Source organism: Streptomyces griseoruber, from assembly GCF_001514205.1.
Classification (GTDB): domain Bacteria; phylum Actinomycetota; class Actinomycetes; order Streptomycetales; family Streptomycetaceae; genus Streptomyces; species Streptomyces griseoruber.
The window spans coordinates 30,310-51,916 of the sequence record NZ_KQ948792.1; the positions used below are offsets into that span (position 1 = coordinate 30,310).

At 70.0% G+C, this 21,607-nt stretch carries 23 protein-coding genes and 1 pseudogene; 10 read left to right on the forward strand and 14 right to left on the reverse strand.

Annotated features, from left to right (window positions below; genetic code table 11):
* Positions 1-98: 98 nt before the first annotated feature.
* The 6 genes from AQJ64_RS43040 (at position 99) to AQJ64_RS43065 (ending at position 9,817) form a co-directional block, all read left to right on the forward strand.
* Positions 99-1,985 carry a WD40 repeat domain-containing protein gene (locus AQJ64_RS43040; RefSeq protein ID WP_055635928.1) on the forward strand — a complete coding sequence of 629 codons (1,887 nt, stop codon included), beginning with the start codon at positions 99-101 and terminating at the stop codon, positions 1,983-1,985.
* Complete coding sequence (locus AQJ64_RS43045; RefSeq protein WP_055635927.1) at positions 1,982-3,241, forward strand: MFS transporter; 1,260 nt, start codon at positions 1,982-1,984, stop codon at positions 3,239-3,241. The genes AQJ64_RS43040 and AQJ64_RS43045 overlap by 4 nt, the downstream gene beginning before the upstream one ends.
* Positions 3,238-3,924, forward strand: a complete 687-nt coding sequence (locus AQJ64_RS43050) for a GTP cyclohydrolase II (RefSeq protein ID WP_055635926.1) — start codon at positions 3,238-3,240, stop codon at positions 3,922-3,924. Before AQJ64_RS43045 ends, AQJ64_RS43050 begins: the two co-directional genes overlap by 4 nt.
* Complete coding sequence (locus AQJ64_RS43055) at positions 3,921-5,609, forward strand: WD40 repeat domain-containing protein (RefSeq protein WP_055635925.1); 1,689 nt, start codon at positions 3,921-3,923, stop codon at positions 5,607-5,609. Before AQJ64_RS43050 ends, AQJ64_RS43055 begins: the two co-directional genes overlap by 4 nt.
* Entirely contained in the window at positions 5,606-6,568 is a 963-nt protein-coding gene (locus AQJ64_RS43060) for a formylglycine-generating enzyme family protein (protein WP_240512753.1), read from the forward strand. Before AQJ64_RS43055 ends, AQJ64_RS43060 begins: the two co-directional genes overlap by 4 nt.
* A gap of 183 nt (positions 6,569-6,751) precedes the next feature.
* Positions 6,752-9,817, forward strand: coding sequence for a BTAD domain-containing putative transcriptional regulator (locus AQJ64_RS43065; protein WP_079062300.1), 3,066 nt, complete (start codon positions 6,752-6,754; stop codon positions 9,815-9,817).
* A 41-nt stretch (positions 9,818-9,858) separates the two neighbouring features.
* Here AQJ64_RS43065 and AQJ64_RS43070 read toward each other — a convergent pair whose 3' ends face one another.
* Positions 9,859-10,074 carry a hypothetical protein gene (locus AQJ64_RS43070; protein ID WP_157881018.1) on the reverse strand — a complete coding sequence of 72 codons (216 nt, stop codon included), beginning with the start codon at positions 10,072-10,074 and terminating at the stop codon, positions 9,859-9,861.
* Between the two features lie 132 nt (positions 10,075-10,206).
* A pseudogene (locus AQJ64_RS52555) lies at positions 10,207-10,421 on the reverse strand (hypothetical protein); the annotation flags it as partial.
* A gap of 175 nt (positions 10,422-10,596) precedes the next feature.
* Here AQJ64_RS52555 and AQJ64_RS43075 point away from each other — a divergent pair.
* Positions 10,597-11,667: a YihY/virulence factor BrkB family protein gene (locus tag AQJ64_RS43075; protein ID WP_055635922.1), complete on the forward strand. Its 1,071-nt coding sequence runs from the start codon at positions 10,597-10,599 to the stop codon at positions 11,665-11,667.
* Positions 11,668-11,760: 93 nt separating this feature from the next.
* Positions 11,761-12,027, forward strand: coding sequence for a DUF4235 domain-containing protein (locus tag AQJ64_RS43080; RefSeq protein ID WP_055635921.1), 267 nt, complete (start codon positions 11,761-11,763; stop codon positions 12,025-12,027).
* Between the two features lie 77 nt (positions 12,028-12,104).
* Here the strand turns inward: AQJ64_RS43080 and AQJ64_RS47410 are convergent, their stop codons facing one another.
* The 11 genes from AQJ64_RS47410 to AQJ64_RS43130 all read right to left on the reverse strand — a co-directional run bounded on the left by AQJ64_RS47410 (position 12,105) and on the right by AQJ64_RS43130 (position 17,961).
* A complete protein-coding gene (locus AQJ64_RS47410) occupies positions 12,105-12,278 on the reverse strand; it encodes a CsbD family protein (RefSeq protein WP_064506468.1) in 174 nt (57 codons plus the stop codon).
* 85 nt (positions 12,279-12,363) lie between these two features.
* Entirely contained in the window at positions 12,364-12,642 is a 279-nt protein-coding gene (locus AQJ64_RS43085; RefSeq protein ID WP_055635920.1) for a gas vesicle protein K, read from the reverse strand.
* Complete coding sequence (locus tag AQJ64_RS43090; protein WP_055635919.1) at positions 12,639-12,866, reverse strand: gas vesicle protein; 228 nt, start codon at positions 12,864-12,866, stop codon at positions 12,639-12,641. The genes AQJ64_RS43085 and AQJ64_RS43090 overlap by 4 nt, the downstream gene beginning before the upstream one ends.
* A gap of 3 nt (positions 12,867-12,869) precedes the next feature.
* Entirely contained in the window at positions 12,870-13,673 is an 804-nt protein-coding gene (locus tag AQJ64_RS43095; RefSeq protein ID WP_055635918.1) for a GvpL/GvpF family gas vesicle protein, read from the reverse strand.
* A 47-nt stretch (positions 13,674-13,720) separates the two neighbouring features.
* Complete coding sequence (locus AQJ64_RS43100; protein ID WP_055635917.1) at positions 13,721-14,056, reverse strand: gas vesicle protein; 336 nt, start codon at positions 14,054-14,056, stop codon at positions 13,721-13,723.
* Positions 14,049-15,185 carry an SRPBCC family protein gene (locus tag AQJ64_RS43105; RefSeq protein WP_055635916.1) on the reverse strand — a complete coding sequence of 379 codons (1,137 nt, stop codon included), beginning with the start codon at positions 15,183-15,185 and terminating at the stop codon, positions 14,049-14,051. Before AQJ64_RS43105 ends, AQJ64_RS43100 begins: the two co-directional genes overlap by 8 nt.
* A gap of 6 nt (positions 15,186-15,191) precedes the next feature.
* A complete protein-coding gene (locus AQJ64_RS43110) occupies positions 15,192-16,121 on the reverse strand; it encodes a hypothetical protein (protein ID WP_055635915.1) in 930 nt (309 codons plus the stop codon).
* A gap of 7 nt (positions 16,122-16,128) precedes the next feature.
* Positions 16,129-16,383 (reverse strand): gas vesicle protein GvpG, encoded by a 255-nt coding sequence (locus AQJ64_RS43115; protein ID WP_055635914.1) that lies wholly within the window; start codon positions 16,381-16,383, stop codon positions 16,129-16,131.
* Between the two features lies 1 nt (position 16,384).
* Complete coding sequence (locus AQJ64_RS43120) at positions 16,385-17,134, reverse strand: GvpL/GvpF family gas vesicle protein (protein ID WP_055635913.1); 750 nt, start codon at positions 17,132-17,134, stop codon at positions 16,385-16,387.
* A 3-nt stretch (positions 17,135-17,137) separates the two neighbouring features.
* Complete coding sequence (gvpJ, locus tag AQJ64_RS43125; RefSeq protein ID WP_055635912.1) at positions 17,138-17,605, reverse strand: gas vesicle protein GvpJ; 468 nt, start codon at positions 17,603-17,605, stop codon at positions 17,138-17,140.
* A gap of 35 nt (positions 17,606-17,640) precedes the next feature.
* Positions 17,641-17,961 (reverse strand): gas vesicle protein GvpO, encoded by a 321-nt coding sequence (locus tag AQJ64_RS43130; protein WP_055635911.1) that lies wholly within the window; start codon positions 17,959-17,961, stop codon positions 17,641-17,643.
* Positions 17,962-18,339: 378 nt separating this feature from the next.
* Here AQJ64_RS43130 and AQJ64_RS43135 point away from each other — a divergent pair, with 378 nt between their 5' ends.
* Positions 18,340-20,031: a hypothetical protein gene (locus AQJ64_RS43135; RefSeq protein ID WP_206189779.1), complete on the forward strand. Its 1,692-nt coding sequence runs from the start codon at positions 18,340-18,342 to the stop codon at positions 20,029-20,031.
* Positions 20,032-20,198: 167 nt separating this feature from the next.
* Here the strand turns inward: AQJ64_RS43135 and AQJ64_RS43140 are convergent, their stop codons facing one another.
* Complete coding sequence (locus tag AQJ64_RS43140; protein WP_055635910.1) at positions 20,199-20,750, reverse strand: hypothetical protein; 552 nt, start codon at positions 20,748-20,750, stop codon at positions 20,199-20,201.
* Positions 20,751-21,070: 320 nt separating this feature from the next.
* On the opposite strand from AQJ64_RS43140, the gene AQJ64_RS43145 reads away from it, so the two are divergent.
* On the forward strand, positions 21,071-21,508 hold the full coding sequence (locus AQJ64_RS43145) for an SCO4402 family protein (protein ID WP_055635909.1): 438 nt from the start codon (positions 21,071-21,073) through the stop codon (positions 21,506-21,508).
* The last annotated feature ends 99 nt before the right edge of the window (positions 21,509-21,607 follow it).

Genomic DNA, 21,607 nt, shown 5'->3' on the forward strand with positions numbered 1-21,607 from the left:
CGACCGCCTGACGGCCCCTTCCCTGTGGCGGGCACAGCTTCCGCGGTGCCCGCCACCGCCCTTTTCTCCGCACATCACCCCACCGACAGGAGCCTGAAATGGAGTTGACCGACCGCGTCGTCCGCATCGTGCACGTACCCGAGGCCGGGCTGCTGGCCGCCGACGTCACGGGCCGCATCCACCTGCTCGACGAGAACCTGCACGTCATCAGGTCCTCCGCCGCCCCGACGGGCAGTGTCACCGCGGGACACGCTCCGGTGTACACGGTGACCGCGGCCGGCGACTGGGTGGTGGGCCGCGACAAGCGCGGCACTCTGCTGCGCTGGCGTCTGGACACCCTCGACCTGGTCGACGTGCTGGACGCCGACCGCACCGCGAACCGCGCCGAACTGCTCGAGGGCGAGGAGCCCTCGCCGGTGATGAGCCGCGGCATCACCGTGCACCAGGGCAAGGTCTACATGAACAACGGCTACCGCCAGATGGCCGTACTGGACCTCGAGACCTTCGCCGTCGAGCGGATCGAGCCGAACTTCGCGGGGCATGTCCCGCTGGAGTGGTTCTGCCAGGACCACCCGGAGATCGACGCCGCCTCCGACAAGGCCGGCCGTGTCTTCCTCGGCGACCTGGAGACGCTGGACTTCCCGACCGTCGTCAAGGCCGACGGCGGCAACATCCACCGCATCCTCTACGACAGCCTGCACGACCGGTTCTGGGCCACCCAGGACGACGGCGTCGACGAGAACAACAACATCGCCAACGGTGTGCTGACGCTGGACGCCGAGGGCAACGTCACCGGCCAGCTGCTGCTCGCCCGCGACGACGTCGAGTTCCTGGCCTTCTCGCCGGACCAGCGGACCGTGTACGTCGGAGGCTTCGACGGCGTACTGCACCTGCTGGACAACAGCACCCCCGAGCTGAAGGTGGCCTCCACCGTCAGCGGCTTCTCGCACCAGCTCACCGACTTCGCCGTCGCCGACGACGGCACGATCTACACCCTCACGCAGGACGGCGACATCCGCCGGCTGACCGCCGACGGCACCCGGATCCTGGCCCGCGCCCCCTTCCGGCGCCAGTGCGTGTGGGACGTCCAGCCCTCGGTGGACGACCCGGCCGAGCTGTACGCGGCGACCGACGACGGTGTCGCGGTGCTCTCCGTCGTCGCCGACGGACTCGGCGAGCCCCACCTCGACCTGCGTGCCCACCACACCCACGACCTGGGCTTCACCCGGCGCGTGGTGCCGCTGCCGGGCGGCTGGGCCGGCGTCACCCGCGACCAGTGGGTCTTCCGCGCCGACCGGGACGGCACGGTGCTGTGGCGCCGCCGCCTCGACGCCCTGGCGCACACCGTCGCCGGCTCCCCCGACCACACCCGTCTGCTCGCCTGCCACAACGACGGCGTCGACGAACTCGACGCGAAGACCGGCGAGTTGATCGCACGGCTGGACATCGGCCGGGCCTCCGCCTGGACCGGCTGCTACCTGCCCACCGGCGAGCGGGTCATCGGCTCCAGCACCGGACTGATCAGTGTCTACGCGGCCGACCGGGACGAGGTGCTGCGGGAGTTCGACACCGAGGAGTACCCGAAGCGGATGTGGGCCGAGAGCCCCGATGCCCTGATCATCAGCGGTGAGAACGGCGTCAAGCGCCTCGCCCTGGCCGACGGCGGGATCACCCACCGCTGGACCGAGCTCCTCGACAACACCGTCGAGAACGGCGTCCTGCTGGGCAACACCGTCTACGCCGTCTCCTACGGCTGCCAACTGGGCGCGTTCGACCGCGAGTCCACCGAGATCACCGCCCTCGTGGAGGACCTCCCGGACTTCGCCAAGGCACTCACCGCCGTGCCCTTCGGCGACGAGTACGTGCTGGTCGTCGGCGGCCGGGGCGGCTGGATCCGGCTCTTCCGCCCGGCCGGCGAGGGCCGCAAGGCCGCGCTGACCCGGGTACGCGACCTGCTCCTGCCCCGGCAGAGGACCACGCCGTGAGCACCCCCGACGCCGCCGAACGGTCCGAGCCGGCACCGTGGCGGGACCGCAGGTTCCGGATCTTCGCCGCCGGCAACGTCGTGAACAACATCGGCGAGGCCGTCTACACCGTCGCGCTCCCGCTGTTCGTCTACGAACGCACCGGTTCCCTCACCGTCATGTCGCTGCTGGCCGTTCTCACCCCGGCCACGCTGCTGCTGGCACCGGTGCTCGGCGCGGTCGTCGACCGGCACGGCGCGCGGATCCTGGTGGTGCCGGGACTGCTGGTGCAGGTCGCAGCGGCGATCGCGCTGAACCTGACCGGACTCGCAGAGCACGCCCCGGTGTGGCCGCTGTTCGTCTTCGGCGCACTGGTGCAGATCGGCGGCGCCGCCTACCGGATGGGCTGGATGACCGGGGTGGCGCACATGTTCCCGGACAACCCGGTGCGCTCGCGGGCCAGCCTCGGCAGCCTCTACACGGTCACCAACGTGGTCGGGCCGCTGATCGTCAGCGCCGCACTGCTGTGGTTCGGCTACACCGGGCTGCTGTGGTTCAACGTCCTCACCTTCTTCGCGCCGATCGCCGTGTGGCTGATGGGCATCCACCCGCCCCGGCAGCGGCCCGCCGAGTCCGGCGGCGGGATGGTCCGGGGCCTCGCGGAGGGGCTGCGCGTGATGTGGGCGACGCCCGTGCTGCTCCACGCGATGCTGGTCTTCCTGCCGATGCTGCTGGTCGGCACGACCGGCACGATGACCCTGTCGCTGTTCCGGCTCCAGCACGACTGGGACCTCTCGCCGCGCGCGGTGGGCCTGGTCCTGGTGGCCGTACGGATCGCCGGCGTCCTCGGCACCGTCCTGGTCTCCGAGCGCAAGACCTTCCCGTTCCGCGCGATCGTCCTGACCGGCACCGTCGGCATGGGCGTGGCGCTGCTGACGATGGCGTCCGGCTCGGTGCACGTGTTCGTCGCCGCCATGGTCGTGATGTTCGGCTTCCAGGCCGCCCTGGGCGTGGCGAGCGACCTCATGGTCTTCAAGTTCGTGCCCGCCGACGCACTGGGGCGGGTGGGCGGCATCGTCGACCTCGCCCTCGGCCTGCCGATCCTCGCCGGCCCCCTCTGCGTCCCCGCCCTCGCCGATCTGCTCGGCGCGGGCCCCACCTTCCTCGCCTTCGGCTCCCTCCAGCTCGCCGGCCTGCTGTGGCTGTGGCGCACCTGGCAGCAGTGGGCTCCGTCCGTACCGCACACCTCGTCCCGAGAGGAGGCCGTCTCGGTATGAACGCCGGCGGCAACACCACCAACCACCGCGCCCGGACGGCCGTTCGGGCCCGCGTCCCGGTCACCCTCCAGCGGGCCGGGCACCGCTCCGCCGACCTGGTCACCTTCACCGGCCTTCCGGACCACGAGGAGCACCTGGCCGTGGTCGTCCCCGGTCCGGCCGGCGAGGTCCCCCTGGTCCGGCTCCACAGCGAGTGCCTGACCGGCGACGTGTTCGGCTCCGCGCGCTGCGACTGCGGCCCCCAGCTGCAGGAGGCGCTGCAGCGGATCACCCGCGAGGGCGGGGCCGTGCTGTACCTGCGCCAGGAGGGCCGCGGGATCGGTCTCTACAACAAGCTCGACGCGTACGTCCTGCAGGACCGCGGCAGCGACACCTTCGAGGCCAACCGGCTCCTCGGCCGCGGCGAGGACGAGCGCGACTACTCGGCGGCCGCCGAGATGCTGCGCGCCCTCGGCATGACCCGGATCCGGCTGCTGACCAACAACCCCGAGAAGGCGGCGCAGCTGGCCCGTCTCGGGATCGAGGTCACCGCGATGGTGCCCACCGGGGTCTACCTGACCGGTGAGAACGGCCGCTACCTCGACGCGAAGGCCCGGCACGGCGGCCACACCCTGTTCGTCCCCGACGCCCTGCCCACCACGTCCGAACCCCGTACCGACGACCTGGAGGTGTCTGTCCTGTGATCCGCCACAACGGCCCCATCAGCGGAGTCGCCGCGCACGACGGCAGGTTCGTGGCCACCGCCGGCTACGACAACCAGCTCGTGCTGTGGGACGCACGCACCCGCCGGGCGCTGGCCCGTGCCGTCCACGACCATCTCGCCAACCAGGTCTCCTTCAGCCCCGACGGCCGCCACCTGGTCTCCTCCTCCAGCGACTACACCGCCCGCCTGTGGTCGGTGCCGGACCTCAAGCTCCTGGCCGTGCTGTCCGACCAGGACGACGACGTGGAGATGTCGGCCTTCCACCCGTCCAAGCCCCTCATCGCCACCGCCTCCCGGGACCACCGGGTGAGGGTGTACGACTTCTCCGGCACCCTGCTGCACACCTTCACCGGTCACACCGCCGACGTCATCTCCGTCGAGTGGGCCGCGGACAGCGACGACCTGGTCTCCTCCAGCGACGACGGCACCATCAAGCGCTGGTCGCTCGAGACCGGCGGCCTGGTCTCGGACACCGACCTCGGCGGCGTCGAGACCGACACCATCGCCGTCACCCCCGAGGGCACGGTGTACGCGGGCAACGACGAGGGCGAGATCGTCGTCCTCGCCGCCGAGGGCACCGCCACCCACCACGCGCACGAGGCGGGCATCAAGCGGCTGGTCCTGGACTCGGCCCACGGCAGGCTGGTCAGCCTCAGCTACGACCGCACCCTGCGGGTGTGGGACGTGACCGACGGACTGCGGCCGGTCGCCTCCGCCACCTTCCCGGCCGACGTGTGGCCCCGCTCGTGCGCCTTCCTCGACGGCGACACCCTGGTGTTCGCCACCTTCGGGTCGTCGTACGCCATCCACCGCATCACCGACGGCACCTGGGACCTGGACCACGTCGAGCCCACCCACGGCGTGAACGCGGTCGCCGTGCACGAGGAGCGGCGGCTGACCATCGGCGACGCCGGGATCCTGTGGAGCGACGGGGTGCCGGCCGCCGCGACGAACAGCCTGTGCAACTTCCTCACCCCCGCCGGGGGCCGGGTCTTCAGCGGCGGCCAGATGGGCACCGTCTTCGACGCGCTCACCGGCGAGGCGCTGTACCAGCACCGCTCACCGCTCAACTGCGGTGCCGCCTTCGAGCGCGACGGTGTGCCGCACGTGGTCGTCGGCGCCTACACCGGTGAGGGCCTGGTCTTCTCCGTGCAGCCCGACGGGGCCGTCAAGCACGAGGCGACGCTGCCGCTGCACACCGGCGCGGTCAAGGGCGTGGCGGTGTCGGACGGCCTGGTCTTCGCGGTGTCCGCGGACGCGGCGGCCTCCTGGTTCTCCCTCGAGGACTTCACCGAGGTGGCACGTGTCGACGCCGCCCACGACCGGATCGCCAACGGCTGCGCGGCGCTGCCGGGCGGGCGTTTCGCGAGCGTCAGCCGGGACCTGGTGCTGCGCCTGTGGGACGGCCCGACGGCGAGCGCCCACGCCACCCCGCACGACCACTCCGTGAAGTGCGTCGCCGCCTCGCCGGACGGCCGGTACGTCGCCACCGGCTCCTACAGCGGTCTGGTCGCCGTCTTCGACACCGTGTCCGGGACCTGGCCGGTGGTGATGCGCCCGACCACGGCCGGCATCTCCTCGCTGTGCCACGACCCGCGGCGCGACGTCTTCCTCGCCGGCTCCTACGACGGTCAGGTGTACGAGGTCGCAGGGGGTGACCGGTGAACCCGAACCAGGTGGGCGACCGCGAGGCGATGGGACTGCCCGAGTCCTTCGTGCAGCGCAGCTCCGGCGAGTCCATAGGCCCGCACCGCGACCTGCTGACCGCCTCCCCCGACACCCTGATCGCGGTCGCGACCGCGCCGCACGAGCCGTGCCCCCGGCGGCACGCGGCCGGTACCGTCCTCGGCCTGCTCGGCGACCCGCGGATCCGCGTCCTCGACCCGGAGATGATCGACGTGCCGGCTGCCCGGGTCGGTGTCGGCCTGCCGCCGGAGCGGGTGGCCGAGATCACCGACCGGTGGCGGCACGTCGGCGTGGTCGAGGAGTGGATCGCGAAGGAGTGCCCGGTCCACGAGGTCGACATCGCCGCGTTCCGCATCGCCCGCTACCCGGTGACGAACAGCGAGTACCGCGCGTTCCTTCAGGACACCCACGAGACGTGGCTGCCGAAGTCGTGGCCGTTCGGCGTCTACCCCCGGGAACTCGCCAACCACCCGGTGTGGGGCGTGCCGGCCGAGGCCGCCGACGCGTACGCGGCCTGGCTGTCCCGGCGCACCGGCCGCCGCTTCCGGCTGCCGTCGGAGGCGGAGTGGGAGTACGCGGCCTCCGGCGGTGACGGCCGGGAGTACCCGTGGGGCGAGTCGTTCCGCCCGGAGTGCGCGAACACGGTGGAGGCCGGACCGCTGACCACCACACCGGTCGGCGTCTATCCCGCGGGGCGCAGCCCGTTCGGCCTGGACGACGTCGGCGGGAACGTCGAGGAGTTCGTCGCCGACGACTACCGGCCCTACCCCGGCGGCACGCCCGCGCCCGACGACCTGCTGCTGACCCAGGGCCCGTACCGGGTGGCCCGGGGCGGGAGCTTCACCCGCTACGGGGATCTCACCCGCTGCCGCAGGCGGCACGGCTGGTACGACAAGCCCATCTACGCGATCGGCTTCCGATTGGCCGAGACCCCGTGAGCCCGCACCGCGAAGGCCGGCGCCGAAGCCGTCGCCGGCCTTCCGCCCACCCCCTACGGCACACCCGCCCCGGCCACCGCACGGGGCGGGCGTGTTTCGTTTCACATGCCCGACACTTTACGTAATCGCTCCGTGACCTAGGATGGACGTGATCTTCTCCGATCGGGGCGGAAATTCGGGGGCATGGGGGAAGGGTCCGTGGCATTGGGGGAGTTGAAGCGTTCTGCCGTCAGGTTCAATATCCTGGGATCGCTGGAGGGCTGGTACGGGGATCAGCGACTGAAACTGGGCAGCCCCACACAGGAACGCGTGCTGGTCACCCTCCTGCTGGAACCGGGCCGGATGGTCCCGGTGTCCCGGCTGGTGACCGCCGCCTGGGACGACGAACCGCCGCAGACCGCAACACACCAGGTCCGCAAGGCGGTGGCGACCCTGCGCAACCGCATCCCCGGCGGCTCCGAGCTGATCGTCACCGACGGCACCGGCTACCGGGTCGTCCTGGACGACGACCAGCTCGACCTGCACCTGTTCAACCTGCACGCGCGGCTCGCCCGGGAGGCGGTCGCCGCGGGGCGGCTGCCGGAAGCGGTCGACGAACTGTGCGCCGCTGTCGACCTGTGGCGCGGACCGGTGCTCGCGGGCGCCGGCGGCTCGTTGATAGCCGCCGCCTCCGCCGCCCTGGAAGAGCGCCACATGGCGGTCGCCGAGCAGTACTACGAGCTGCGTCTCGAACTCGGCCAGGCAGCCGAACTCGTCGGTCCGTTGCGCGAGTTGGTCACCGCGCACCCGCTGCGCGAGACCCTGCGCGGCCAGCTGATGCTCGCCCTGTACCGCTCGGGCCGGCAGGCGGAGGCCCTCGAGGAGTTCGGACGGGTCCGCGACCTGCTCGTCGAGGAGCTCGGCATAGACCCGGGCGCCGAACTCACCCGGTTGTACGAGGCGATACTGCGCGACAGCCCCGAAGTCGCGCCCCGGCCACCGCAGTCGCCGGTCACGCGCGGCATGCCGGTGCCCGCCGCACAGGACGACCTGCCGCCCAAGCTGGAGCAGCCGCCCCGCACCCTGCCCTACGACCTGCCGGACTTCACCGGGCGGGAGGCCGAGCTGCAGCGGGTCGTCGCCGCCGGCCGCACACCGGCCCGGGCGGCCGCCCGGATCATCGGCATCGACGGCATGGGGGGCAGCGGCAAGACCGCGCTCGCCGTACACGCCGCACACGAGCTGGCCGAGGACTACCCGGACGGGCAGCTCTTCGTCGATCTGCGCGGATTCAGCCCCGGCGAGAAGCCGCAGGAGGCCGGCCCGGTGATCGACTCCCTGCTGCGCAACCTCGGTGTGCCCGACGACCGGATGCCCGACGGGCTGGAGCGCCGGATCACCCTGTGGCTCAGCATCTGCGCCCAGCGCCGGCTGCTGCTGGTCCTCGACAACGCGGTGGATGCCACCCAGATCAGGTCGCTGCTGCCCGCCTCCGAGGGCTGCCTGGTGCTGATCACCAGCCGGATCCGCATGCTCGATCTCGACGGCGCCGAGTGGCTCTCCCTGGAACTGCTCTCCGGGGACGACAGCGCCGCGCTGCTGGCCCGCACCCTCGGGGAGGAACGTACCGCCTCCGAGCCCGACGCCGCGGCCCAGCTCGTCCAGCTCTGCGGAGGCCTGCCGCTGGCCCTGCGCATCACCGCCGCACGCCTGCGCAACCGGCCGCGCTGGACCATCCAGTACCTCGTCGACCGGCTCGCCGACGAGACCCGCCGGCTGCACGAACTCAGCGCGGGGGAACGCAGCGTGGAGGCCACGCTGCGGCTGTCGTACCAGGCGATGGAGGACGAGCGGCGCGCCGCGTTCAGGCTGCTGGCCGAGCACCCCGGCGGCACCCTCGACGTGCACTCCGCCGCCGCCCTGCTCGGCGAGGGGGTGCACGAGGCCGAGGACGCCCTGGAGCACCTGCTCGACATCCATCTGCTGGAACAGCCGGAGATGGGTCTCTACAGCTTCCACGACCTGGTGCGCACGTACGCGATGGCGCTGGGCGGCGACCCGGACGAAAGCCGGCAGGCCGTCCAGCGCCTGGTGTCGTACTACGTCACGGCCAGCGAGGCCGCCTGCGACGTGCTCTTCCCGGGACGGGCCCGCTACGACACCGGTACCGGCCGGCACGCGTGGCAGCTGCCCTGGCTGGAGACCGACGAGCAGGCGCTGCGCTGGTTCGGCCGCGAGCACGACGCGCTGCGCGCCGTCGTGGAGCGGGCGGGCGCCTACGAGCTGCACCGCGACGGCGTCGTCCTCACCCGCAACTTCATGTTCTACCTCAACCTGCGAGGCCACCACGAGGAGTTCCGGTCGACCAGCCAGCTGGCGGTCGCCTTCGCGCGGGTGCTCGGCGATCCGCTGCTGCTGCCGGTGAGCCTCGGCAACCTGGGCATCGCCCACTGGTGGCTCGGCGCCTTCCAGGACGGCATCGAGGTCACGGAGGAGGCGTTGCGCCTCGCCTCTGCCGCCGACCACCGGCCCACCGAGGCCTTCTGCCTCGACGTGCTGGGCCTTCTGCACAGCGCCCTGGGCAACTTCGACCGGGCCTGCGCCTATCTGGAGCAGGGCATCGCCCTGCACCGCGAGATCGGCGTGGCGCGCATGGAGGCGGAGGCGCTGGCCAACCTCAGCTCGGTGCTGACCTGGATCGGCCGGTATGCGGACGCCGTCCGGCACGCCGCCCGGGCGACCGAACTCAACCGGCGGCTCGGTGAGCGCGGCAACGAGATCACCTCGCTCACCTGGCTCGCGCTCGCCCACCGCGGAGTCGGCGAGGAGGCACGTGCGCGGGCCTGCCTGGCCCAGGCCCTGGAACTGTGCGACGAGACCCTCCAGCCCGGCAACGTGGCCTTCGTCCACGCGCACTGGGCCCAGCTGTGCCAGCGACTCGGCCAGGACCGGACCGCCGTCGAGTACGCGGACCACGCCATGGAACTGGTCGCGGCCCGGGGCACACCCCTGCGCCAGGCGGCTGTGGCCAATGTCGTCGCGCTGGTCCATCTGCGCCGCGGTGACCCGGACCGGGCCGTGGAGCTGTACCGTCACGCCCACTCCCTGGCCTCGGCCCTGGGGTACCGCATCGAGACGGCGCGGGCGCTGCACGGACTGTCCGAGGCGGCCGCCGCCCTCGGCGACGAGGAGGAGGCCCGGGCCCGTGGCCGGGAGGCCGAGGAACTGTACGACGCGATGGGCGTGACGGAGGCGGGCCGTCATCTGTGACGGCCCGCCGGGTCGGTGCGGAAAGCCGGTGCGACCGGCTGTCAGATCCCCACGCTGCCCGGGCCGCGGCCGTCGGCGGGGATCGCGGTGGCGATGATCCCGGGGCCACGGCCGTCCGCCACCGTCCGGGTCACGGCCCCGGGGCCGCGGTCGTCAGCCTGAACCTGCCGGGCGATGTGGTGCGAGGCGGTCGATCCGAGGGCGATGATCACCAGGCCGGTCATCGTCACCACTGCCGTCCGCGTCCGCAGCATCATCGAGCGCATTGTCTTTTCCCCCTGTGTCATCGGTGAGGTCCCGACCTCGGGACATCACCGATGCTCGGGGGGAGCGTTCCCCGTGCCTTCCCGAGTCGTTCCCACGGCCGGGAGCGCCACGGGTAACGGGGCTCACATCCGCAACTGCCGCAGCTGCCGCTGGACATGATCCAGCACGCCCTGCCGCCGGCCGGGCACCCGGCCGCGCAGCCCGGCGAGCGCGGGCCCCGGTCCCGGGCGCGCACCGCGTCGGCGGTCCGGCCCCACTGGTGGTGCGCCCGGTCCACGGCCGCCTCGACGGCGGGCGCGTCGAACACGGCGAGGTCGGCCCGCACCTCGGCCCAGTGCGGCAGGCGCTGGCGCTCGCAGCCTCCGGCGCGGGGACCGGGGCCCGTCCGGGACGCTTCCCGACCCCCACCTGCCGGACGGGCGAGAGCGCCTCAGGCCGCCCGACGCCAGGACAAAAGTCCACTATTTTGCATATCTGCACATAGATGGTCTCCATAGGGATACACGTGCGGAATGGTACGGACACTGAAGCCGCACAGACGGCACGGCGAGCACGTCGCGGCCGACCGTGAAGGCGACACCGGGCAGGCCCCGGCCGCCGTCGGGCCGGACGCGCAGGTGGAGCGGCAGGCCCCGGACAAGCTGACGGAGCTGCCCAAACACTCCTGGGGAACGGTGCTGAAAGGCACCCTGAAGGAGTTCAAGAGGGACGAGCTGGCCGACCGGGCCGCCGCCCTGACCTACTACTCGATCCTGGCCCTGTTCCCCGCGCTGCTCGCGCTGGTGTCGCTGCTGGGGATCGTCGGGCAGTCGGCCACGCAGGCGGTCCTGGACAACATCCAGAAACTCGCCCCGGGCGCGGCCCAGGACATCCTGCGCAACGCCGTCCAGCAGATGCAGGGCAGGGGCGGGCTCGGCTCGGTCATGGCGATCGTGGGTCTGGTGCTGGCCGTGTGGTCGGCGTCCGGTTACGTCGCCGCGTTCATCCGCAGCGCCAACGCGGTCTACGACCTCCCCGAGGGCCGTCCGGTGTGGAAGGTGCTGCCCGTACGGGTCGGCGTGACCGTGGTGCTGATGGTCATGGCCGTGATCAGCGCGCTGATCGTCGTGTTCACCGGCGGCCTGGCCCGGCGGGTCGGCGCCGTGCTCGGGGTCGGCGACACGGCGCTGACCATATGGTCGATCGCGAAGTGGCCGGTGCTGGTGCTCCTGGTCACAGCCATGATCGCGGTCCTGTACTGGGCCACCCCGAACGCGCGCGTCCGCGGCTTTCGCTGGATCACACCGGGCAGCTTCCTGGCGCTGCTGATCTGGATGATCGCCTCCGCCGGGTTCGCGCTGTACGTGGCCAACTTCGGCTCGTACAACAAGACCTACGGGGCTCTCGCCGGCGTGATCATCTTCCTGGTGTGGCTGTGGATCACCAACCTGGCGATCCTGCTCGGTCTGGAGTTCGACGCGGAACTGGTCCGCCAACGTGCCGTCGCCGGCGGCCACCCCGCCGACGAGGAGCCGTACGTCCAGCCACGCGACACCCGCACGTGGGACCCGGAGGACCGCCGCCGCCTCGGACCTGACACCTGAGACGCCCGATGACATGAGCCCATGGGGGTACTCGGACACCCTGGCCCTTCCCGTGGCGCACCCTTGCTCGCACGAAGCTGTCAGGAGGCGGCGATGAAAGCCTCGAAGTTCGTTTACAAGCCGGTCGGTCTGGCTCTGGGCGCCGTGAGTGGCGTACTGGCCGGCGGAGTGTTCAAGCAGGTCTGGAAGCGGCTCGGCCACGAAGAGGACGCTCCCGACGCGACGGACGAGCAGCGTGGCTGGCGGGAGGTCGTGTCGGCGGCCGTCCTGCAAGGCGCGATCTTCGCCGGCGTCAAAGCCGCGGTGGACCGTGGCGGCGCCGTCGCCACCCGGCGACTGACCGGCACCTGGCCCGGCTGACGCGTTGACCGGAACAAGAACTCGATGACGCAAAGGAGCGGGATCCCGAAACGGGATCCCGCTCAGCATCTGCCACATCAGTGCTTGAAAACGTCCTTCGTCTTCTCCTTGGCCTGACGGGCCGAACCCTTCGATTTCTTGGCCTGCCCTTCGGCCGCCATCCGCTCGTTGCCCACGGTACGGCCGACCGCCTCCTTGGCCTTACCCGTGGCCTCTTCCATCTTGCCCTTTGCCTTTTGCCCTCCGGCCATTGCCGTTCACACTCCCAGGTCCGCGGTAGATCACGTTCATATGTCGAGTACCCCCTATGGGGCAGTGAAACGGGGGCCGACACCGTCAGTTTCGGGGTAACAGGGTTCCGAGTGGTCCGAGGTCGAGATTGAGATCCTCCGGACGCACTCCGTGCTGTTCGCAGAGTTCCGTCATCCGCTGGTCGAGCAGCATCAACGTGGTCCCGATCTCGTCAGCCTGTTCATCACTGAGATCGCCCTGTTCGATACGGCGAATCGCCTGGCGCTCCATCAACTGCCGGAGGAGTTCGACCACGGTGAGAACCAGGGTGACGAGGTCACGTCCCATCTGTTCGGAGTCCAGGTCAAGTCGAGAGCCGGTCAAAGGGGGCCTCCATCCGCCCAGGGCGCCGGGACGCGTTCACTGACGGACGACAGCAGGGCATGGAGCGACAGTCGTACCAGCGGAACGTCGGCGATGGCGATGACCAGGTCACCGCTGATCACTACGCCGGTCGCCAGGACACGGTCCAGCAGGTCGACGAGCGGCACCCCGATGGGACCGTCCAGGGGGCCGGGGCTGTCCCAGGGCACCACGCCATGCGTCACGGTCTACACCTCGCCGACGAAGGAATAGGGCACCCACGGCCCCGACAGCTCGATCTGCGCCCCGGTCCGTTCCCCCAGCGCCTGTGCCAGCAGGGTGAGCTCGGCGGCGCGGTGTTCTGCCACCAGGTAGGTCGCGTTGAGGACCTGGACCCGCCGTTCCCCGGCAAGCTGGGGGCCGTGCAGCCGCAGCCTTCGGGACGCTGTGGCGAGGCTGCGCACTTCGGCATCCACTGCTTCCGCAGCCTGAAGCGCCTCGTCCTGACGCCGCTCTCGCCGCTCCTGCGCGCCCCGCTTGCGGTCCAGGTAGGCGAGGCCGGCTCCGGGCGCCGGGCGAGATCGGTCGGCCGGCGTGGTGCTGCGGTTCGAATCGTCCGGCGGGCAGGACGGCACGTACACCTTCACGCCCCATTCGGCGTGGTGCGCAATGCGCTTGAGGGCTGCGTGGAACCGGTCCGCCTCGTTGGCGAGCGCGTCCCGCACCCTCTCCTCACTCTGGTAGAGCGTGGCCATCGGCAGGGGAACGGTGGGACAGCAGGCAGCCACCGCAGCGACGACATCGTGGTGAGCGCGTGCGTATCGCTCCAGTTGCCGCTGGTCGCACAGGCGCGCCTGCCAGGCCTCGTTGGTGAACTCGCATGCTCGGACGGTCTGGACGATCGCTGTCAGTGTCTCCAGCGACAGCGTGCTCACAGGCGCCTTGTCGGTGACACCTGGCAGCCCGGCGACGGCTGACGGGTCCGGGTTCCGGCAGACAGCGAACACATAGGTGGCGTTGGCGTCCGAACGCTCAGGGCCGCGCTCCGTCATGTGCCTCGGTTCTCCTCGGTCCTTGCGGGGGGGGTATCGCTACGGGGTCACCGCTTGGGCAATGCGTCCTTCGTGTGGGTCTCGAGCGCCTCCAGACGCTCACGCAGGGCACGGTTCTCCTCCTGCAGAGCACTGCGGGAAGCCCGCGAGCTGAGTGCCGGATCGGTTTCCCACCAGTCGATTCCGGCCTTCTTCGCGGTATCCACGGACGCCACGAACAGGCGGAGCCGGATGGTGAGCAGCTCGATGTCGAGGAGGTCGATCTTGATATCCCCGGCGATCACGATCCCTTTGTCGAGAACGCGTTCGAGGATGTCGGCAAGGTTGGTGGTCTGCGGGCCGGAGACGGGAGAGAACCTCTCCCGGAAGTCGACATCAGACACGCTGCCGCCTGCGCCCTCGTCGCATCCTGGACGCGGATCCGTCCTCGTCCTCCGCCTCGTCCTCCGCCTCGTCCTCCGCCTCCTCCTCGTACTCCATTTCCTCTCCGTCCTCGTCGTCCTCGTCCTCGTCCTCGTATGCGCCTTCCGCTTCGCCTTCGTCCTCCGCCCCCTCGCCCTCCTCGTCCTCCCCGTCCTCGTAGGCGCCTTCGGCTTCGTCTTCGTCCTCGTGTGCGGAGTCGGCGCCTCCCTCTGCATCACCTTCGCCGTCGTCCTCGGGCTCCTTGCCTTCGGATTCCTCCTGCTCGGCCTCCTCTTCCTCCATGGCGTCCTCGTGGGACACGACGACTTCCCCGTCACGGATTTCGCCGCGCCAGCCTTCGGGCTCTTCATTGGTGAGGGTGACGTACCGCTGGAAGTTCTTGAAGTCCAGTCGAATGCGGCGTCCTTGGGCCCGCCACAGGTTGCCCGTCTTCTCGAAGAACCCGGACGGGTAGTACTCGACGACCAGGACGATGCGCGTCAGGGTGGGTGCCAGTTCATGGAAGCTGACCACGCCGCGGGTAGTGCCCTTGGCTCCTTCGGAGGTCCAGACGATGCGGTCGTCGGGAATCTGTTCCTGGACGGTCGCTTTGAAACTGCGCGAGGAAGGGCCGACTTTGACCTTCCAGTCGCTCTGCACCTCGTCGCTCTTCGAGACGTCGCGAACGCCCTTCGCGAAGCTGCTGAATTGGTCGTACTGCGTCCAGTAGTCGTAAGCCTCGCGCAGGGGCACTCCCACATCCAGAACCTCGGTGATGTTCATGACCTTGCCACCGCTGGACTTGCGTTTCCCCTTCCCCCCGCCAAAGGCTTCCTTGGCCTTCCCCACAATGTTGTCCTTGACGCCCTTGGCCTTCTCCGAAACGAATGCCTTCAGCGGGGAGTCGCCCTGGAGGATGCGGGAGCCGATCGCGGGAAGCGAGCCACCGTTCTCGGCCGCATCGGAAAGCTTCCCGGTGACGTCGGTCAGTTTGTCACCCGCCTTCTCGGCGAGATGCTCCACCTGTGCGGAGAGGAAGTTGCCCAGCTCTTCGCGGAGCCGGTCCACGCCCGATGCTTCCTCGGCAGGTTGGTTCTCCGTCTTGGTCATGACTGGCTACCTCCGACGATCGGCGCGCTTGGATGCTGCTCGCTTCGATGGCGTCGTCTTCCTGGCCGCGGACTTCTTGGCGGGAGCCGTCTTCTTCGCCGCTGTCTTCTTGGCAGGAGCCGTCTTCTTCGCCGCCGGCTTCCTGGCCGCGGACTTCTTGGCCGGAGCGGCTTTCTTGGCGGCGGCGGGCTTCTTCGCCGCCGTCTTCTTGGCCGGTTCAGCCTTCTGCGGCGCGGCCTTGGCCGTCCGAGCCCTCTCCCTCTGGGCGGCAGCGGCCTTCTTGGGTGCCGCCGGTGCGGGTGTCCTGCGGGCCCGAGCCGATCGCGGAGAACTGCGGCGCCGCTGCGGCCGCGCCGCTTCCGGCTCTTCCTCTTCCTCTTCCGCTTCCGGCTCTTCCCCTTCCGGCTCTTCCTCTTCCTCCTCCTCTTCGCCCTCGCCCTCGTACGCGTCTTCCGGCTGCTCCTCCTCTTCCTCAGCCTGGTCCTCTGCGTACTCGGCCTCCGGCTCCTCCTCCTCCGGCTCCGCCTCTTCGGCTTCCTCTTCCTCTTCCTCTTCCTCGTACTCCGCCTCTCCCCCTTCCTCTTCCGGCGCGTACTCCTCCTCGCCCTCGTCCTCGTCCGCCTTCTCGCCGAGCCGGGCCGTGCGGTCGCTGATGGCGTCGGCGAGCGTGCTCATGCCCCGGTCGGCAGCGGCTGTCACTGCCTTGCGGCCCGCCTCGAGGACTTCCCCTCGCAACTGCTCCTGCAACTCGGCGAACTGCGGGATCTCGCCCAGCCTGCGCATTCCTTCGGCCGCGAGCTGACGAGGTTCAAGGCCGAATCGCCGACCCGCGAGATAGGTCGCGATGGACAGAGCCAGTCGGCCCTTCTTCGTCCGTCCCAGCACATAGCCGCCGACGACAGCGGCCGCGAGCGCCACCTTTTCCTTGTCATCCATGAGTGCGTCACCTTCGATCGTCCGGCGCAGGGCAGACCCGTGCGGCATGCAGCCGGTCGAGCAGCCGTTCCTCTTCCCGTTCGAACTCCTCCAGGCTGATGTCTCCTTCTTCAAGTTCCCGGTTCAGGAGAGCCAGCTGGGCACGGAGCACTCCTGGGTCGTGCAACTCGCGCTCAGCTGCGTCGTTGAGCTTCTCCGCCACCCACATCACGCTGCGGACCGGTGCGATGGGGAGCGTGAGCAGTCCGGTGATCAGTCCCATGTCAGGCTCCGACGGTCCGGACACGAGTGCCTTCAGCGGAGACGAAGCTGTAGCAGGGCAGCGGGCCCGCGAGACGCAACTCGACACGTTCGGAGTGCGTCTCGGCGAATTGCTCTGCCGCGCTTCGGAAGTCGTCGCTGTCGCCGCGGTCGACGAGGAACGACATGTTCAGCACACATCCCTGGACTTCGGGCCCCGAGGCAACCGCGCGGGCCCTGGGTGTGAGCTCGCTCAGAAGTCCCCGACCGGCTTCCGCGGCCCTGCTCTCCAGAGCAGCCGCCACAGCCTCACCCAGCCGGAGGTTGGCTTCGTAACCGGGCCGCCGAAGCGCCTCGTCCCGCAGGCGCCGGAGTTTCCTGTCGTCCGCGAGGAGGCTTCTCAATGCGTTCTGTGCCGGGAACGCCTTGATGTTGACCTCGACCCCGTCGGAGAGGTGTTCCAGTGCCGCCAGGTGGTCCGCCTCGCCGGCTGTCAGCTGACCGCGCACCGTCTCCTCGTCCGGCGCGACCGTCCCGAACCGCATGGGCAGAACCGGGCCCTGGTCCGACAGGCGCAGCAACAGATCCTGGTGCGCCAGAAGATCGCGCCGTCTGGCGCGGAGTTTCGGGGGAGCCTCACTGACGACAGCGGCGACCCGCCCCTGCTCGATCGTCCGCAGCGGGGCAGCCGGGCTGCCCACACCGCCCACGCCCGTCGGCAATCGTCTCCTCGCCCGGATGACCGCGTAGACGTACACACCGTCGGCTGTCACGACTCATGCCTCCACGGGGCGTCGTCGGCTCGTACCGCCACGGGCGGGAGCACGCCGCTTCCTGGGCCGTTCCTGCTGCTCTTCCTCGTCTTCATCAGGCTCGTCGGCATCGTCGTCACGGCCCCCGACCGCCTTGCGCACCGTGTCACCCACGCTTTCCGCGGCCTCGCGGACCTTGCGCTTGCCGATGGACTTGGCAGCCTTTCCGCTGAACAGCTCGGGAACGGTGGTGCTGCCGGAGTCATGTTCCAGGTCCAGCCGGTTGCACGCCTCCGCGAACCTCAGGTAGGTGTCCACACTCGCCACGACAATGCGCACATCTACCTTGAGGATCTCGATGCCGACCAGGGAGACCCGGGCGAACACGTCGATCACCATGCCCCGATCAAGGATGAGTTCCAGCACGTCGTACAACGTGCCGGCGCGCGGTGGGCAGGCCACTACCTCATCGGAGTAGGTGGTCGTGGGCATGGGGGCGTCCTTCCGCTGGTCAGGCAGATCTGGGGTCACTCATCGGCGGACCCTCGCCGGTAGCGGCGGACCCTGCAGTACTCCAGTAGTTCGCCGTCCTGATCGAGTTGCACCTCGTACGAGGCAAGAAGGCTCGTCGTGTCCGGAATCCGGGGCAGCTCAAGGACGTCCACGACGACGCACCAACCGTCGTCGATGCGTCTCACCGCTGATACGCCCTCCGTGGGGTGGCCGATCAGCCCCTCCAGGCTCCGGCAAGCAGCACGCGCGGCATGCTCCGCTCCCCGCACGGATGCCGTGCGGCGAGCGGCTGTCGTCGAGGACTTCCCGGCGCGCGGCCGACGTTCTTCTGCCATGAATACAAGTCTGATCGGTATCGGACGACGCGCACCTTGAGCGGAGCAGACGGGCGCACGTGCCGGGCTGCGCCGCTGTCACCCGCGCTCGGTCCCTTGGCGAGGTCGCGAAATACTGCGCCGCGTCTCCCACTCTGCGGTGAGAGCCACCGCCGACGGCGGCTTCAGGGGGATGGTCTGGCCGGCCTGTGCCTGGGCAAGCTGCGTGCCGGTTGCCGATGAACGACGATGGAGAGACAGGGGCCGGCCGGTTCTGTGGTTTCCGCCCCCAGGGCGCATACCGCCGTAGCGCGCCGACCGCGGCGGAGGGAGTTCGCCGTGGACCCACCCGCCGCCTCCGGTCCGGAGGAGCATGGCCGACCTGAGCGGAGCGGCCCGTTGAGCAATGCCGAACGAGCGGAGTACGAGCGACTCCGGCGCGTGATCGGCACACGACACCGGCGACTGCGACTCTGCGGGGCTTCCCTGCTTCTCACGCTGGCCGTTCTGTTCGCACCGGTCAGCGTCGTTGCCACGTGGGTGAATTCCGAGGTCACCGATGTTGATCGGTATGAGCAGACCGTCGCACCTCTCGCCAGGGACCCCGCCGTCCAAGATCTGATGATTGATCGTGTCACCGACCGCCTGGTGGAGAGCATCGACGTTCGCAAGATCGCCGACGCGCTCGCCGACACGCTGGCGGACCGTGATGCACCCCGCTTCCTCGTCGACGCGGCCCGGTCGCTGGACGAACAGCTCAAGACCGGACTGACGACCGGCGTGCGCTTCGCGGTCGAGAAGGTGGTGACGAGCGACGCCTTCGCCAAGGCGTGGAACGAAATCCAGCGCGGCGCGCACACCGCCGCGACGAGTGTCCTCACGGGGGAGGGAGGCGGAGCGCTCGAGGTCAAGGGCGACACCATCACACTGAACGTCGGCACGGTGATGGAGGAATTGCAGCAGCAGGTGATCGGCGTGACGCTGGTCGAGGCAGCAGACATTCCCGGGGCCGACAAGTCGATCGTGCTGGTTCGGAACGACCATCTGAGTGAGGCCCGTGATGCTGCCCGCTGGCTCGGCGTTGTCGGCCCGTGGTTGCCCTTGGTGGTGGTGGTGCTCGCCGGGCTGGGCATCTGGGCGGCACCTTCCCGCCGGGTTGCGCTGATGGCCGCCGGCATCGGCATCGGCATCATGATGTGCGGGCTTCTCGTCGGACTCGCCGTCATGCGCCAGATCTATCTGGATGCGGTGACTCCGGAAGCCCAGTCGCAGGATGCCGCAGCAGCCGTCTACGACACCCTGGTGAGGTTCCTGCGGCAGGCCGTCCTCACCGTGCTCCTCACGGCCCTGCTCACCGTGATCACGGGGTATCTGTACGGACGAGGCCGCGGTGCCACCGCCGTGCGGTCGGCCGTGGACCGAAGTACCGAGACTGCCGGGCACGCGCTCGCCCGGACGGGGGTGACGACAGGTGCCGTCGGACGGTGGCTGCGCACGAACCGCGCCCTGACCACAGGCGCCGTCATCGGCGCCGGGGGCCTCACGCTCTTCCTGTGGAACTACCCCACGCCCGCCTCCGTGGCCCTTCTGCTTCTGCTCGTCGTGGTGGTCCTGGTGATCCTGGGCGTCCTTGCCGCTGCGGATGGGGCGGAGCAGCACTTACAGATGCGAGCTGCTGGCACCGGCACGAAGCAGCGCGCAGAACGGCCGCGGCGGATCGGCACGCGGCAGGTCCTCTACGGCCGCTCGTCCGAGGGAAGCCCGAAGACGCGGTACGTGCCTGGAGGAGGCACTCCCCGAAGGGCCGCGCCGGTGCGCCTGGCGGCTGGCCCTCGACGCGTGCTCGGCCCTCCTCGACCGCTACCTGGCCGGACCGGTGACGAGTCCCGGATGACCGACCAGCCGAAACCGCCAGCTGGCCGCGGCCATCGCCGGCAGCCGCTGGACGGCATCCGCGGAAGGGACTTCGGCGCGCACGGCCACTTCGACAGACAGCCGCAGAACGCGGTCAGGACGTGTCTGCCGTCGGGGAGTCGGGCTCGTCTTCGGCCTTGGCCCTGTCCCGGACGTCTCGCGGCGTGGGTGCGGTGACGTTCCGCTGCTCCGCGGACCGCTGCCGCGTCTCGTCGTCGACCGGAGGTGTGTCGTGGTCGTCGGGGGTCTTCATGGGGTTCTCCTCTCTCGAAGGGTCTGTGCCCTTGCCTTGTGCCGCATCGCACGGCGAGCGGGGGTGCCGGCCGGGGACAGACGGGTGTGCATCACCTCGCCGCGTCTGTCGTCTTCCGCAGTGGCATGGCCGACAGCACCGCCGCCGCAGCTCTGCCGTGCAGGGCGTCCAGCGTCCTGATCTGCTGTTCCGCACGGTCCAACAGCTGTTCCAACCAGGCCGGCTCCAGACGCGGCTCGTCTGCCGAGGCCGAGAGCAGGGCTCGCCACAGCAGAACCTTGCCCTGCACCCCCACTCGCATGGCTTCGAGCTCGACCAGTATCGCCAGGCCGGAGCGGCGCAGCAGCCGACCGTTGGGCTTCACCCTCGCGACCTTCTCGCCCAGCCAGGCGCCGTACACCTTGTAATGGCTCACCGCGACGTCGAGATCCGCGAGGAGCCGCAGCAGATGCTGCCGGTCCTGGGAGATCTCCGCTGCCAGGTTCTTCAGCTCGCCGGCGAAAGCCATGTCGCGGTGTTCTCCGGCCATGCGCCGGGCGAGCTCGGTACCGGCTGTCGCGCCGGCCAAGTGATCGTTCAGGTAGATGTCCAGGGTGTGTCGCCGTCCCCGTTCGTCGCCTGATCTGCCCGCTGTCGGTTTCATGGTTTTCCCTCCGCCGAAGCCGTTCCACGATGGCCGAGTGCCCCATCTGCGCCAGGCAATCGCTGTTGCGGTGCGGCAGTCGGGCGGCGCGGCATCTCTCCTCGCTGCTGGCGGCTTCGTCTGCGGCCACGCCGCCTCGTCGTCGGTTCGAGCCACACATGAGCGCAGCTTCCCAAGCTGGGAGCGAGGCACACGCGTGCGCGGCCGACCGGCCGGACCCTGATGATCAGCCCTGGGCCGTCCGAGATCCCCCTCACCAGTCGCCCCCTCCCCCGGAAAGGCCGACGCATCCGCAGCGTGCCGTCGATAGGCTCGGACCTGTGAGCGAAGACGCCCGCCTCATAGCGAACCACCGACTCCACGTCGTACCCACGGTCCTGGCTCTGGCCAATCCGCCGTGGCAGCGGGATGTCTGGCTCGACCCGACGGTGTTCGAGAACGTGGACCACGTCTTCCACACGCTCTTCGACGACTTCTGTGACGCCGACGAGCCCGAACGATTCCTCGGCATCAGTCTGAGGACTGATGAAGAGGTCGCTCTCATGCGTGAGCTGGGCGCCGCCCTCAACGACGCAGCGGCCCAGGCGCCCGACGGCACGGACGAGGAGTATCTCCAGTCGTCCCGTTGGCCAGAGGTCGTTGCCGTCGCCGGGCGCCTCGCTCAGGTCATGGTCGCGAACGACCTGAAGGAACTCGCTGCGCTGCACGGGATCAACCTGGGCCCCGGCACTCGTCGCCGGACACGCGCGGACACCTAGCACCATGACCGCGGGTCAGATGAGTACCGGCCCAAGGTCAACAGCCTGCCCACGTTGCTTCGGGACGAAGAGCTTGTGGAGCGGGGCGAGCAGTGGGCC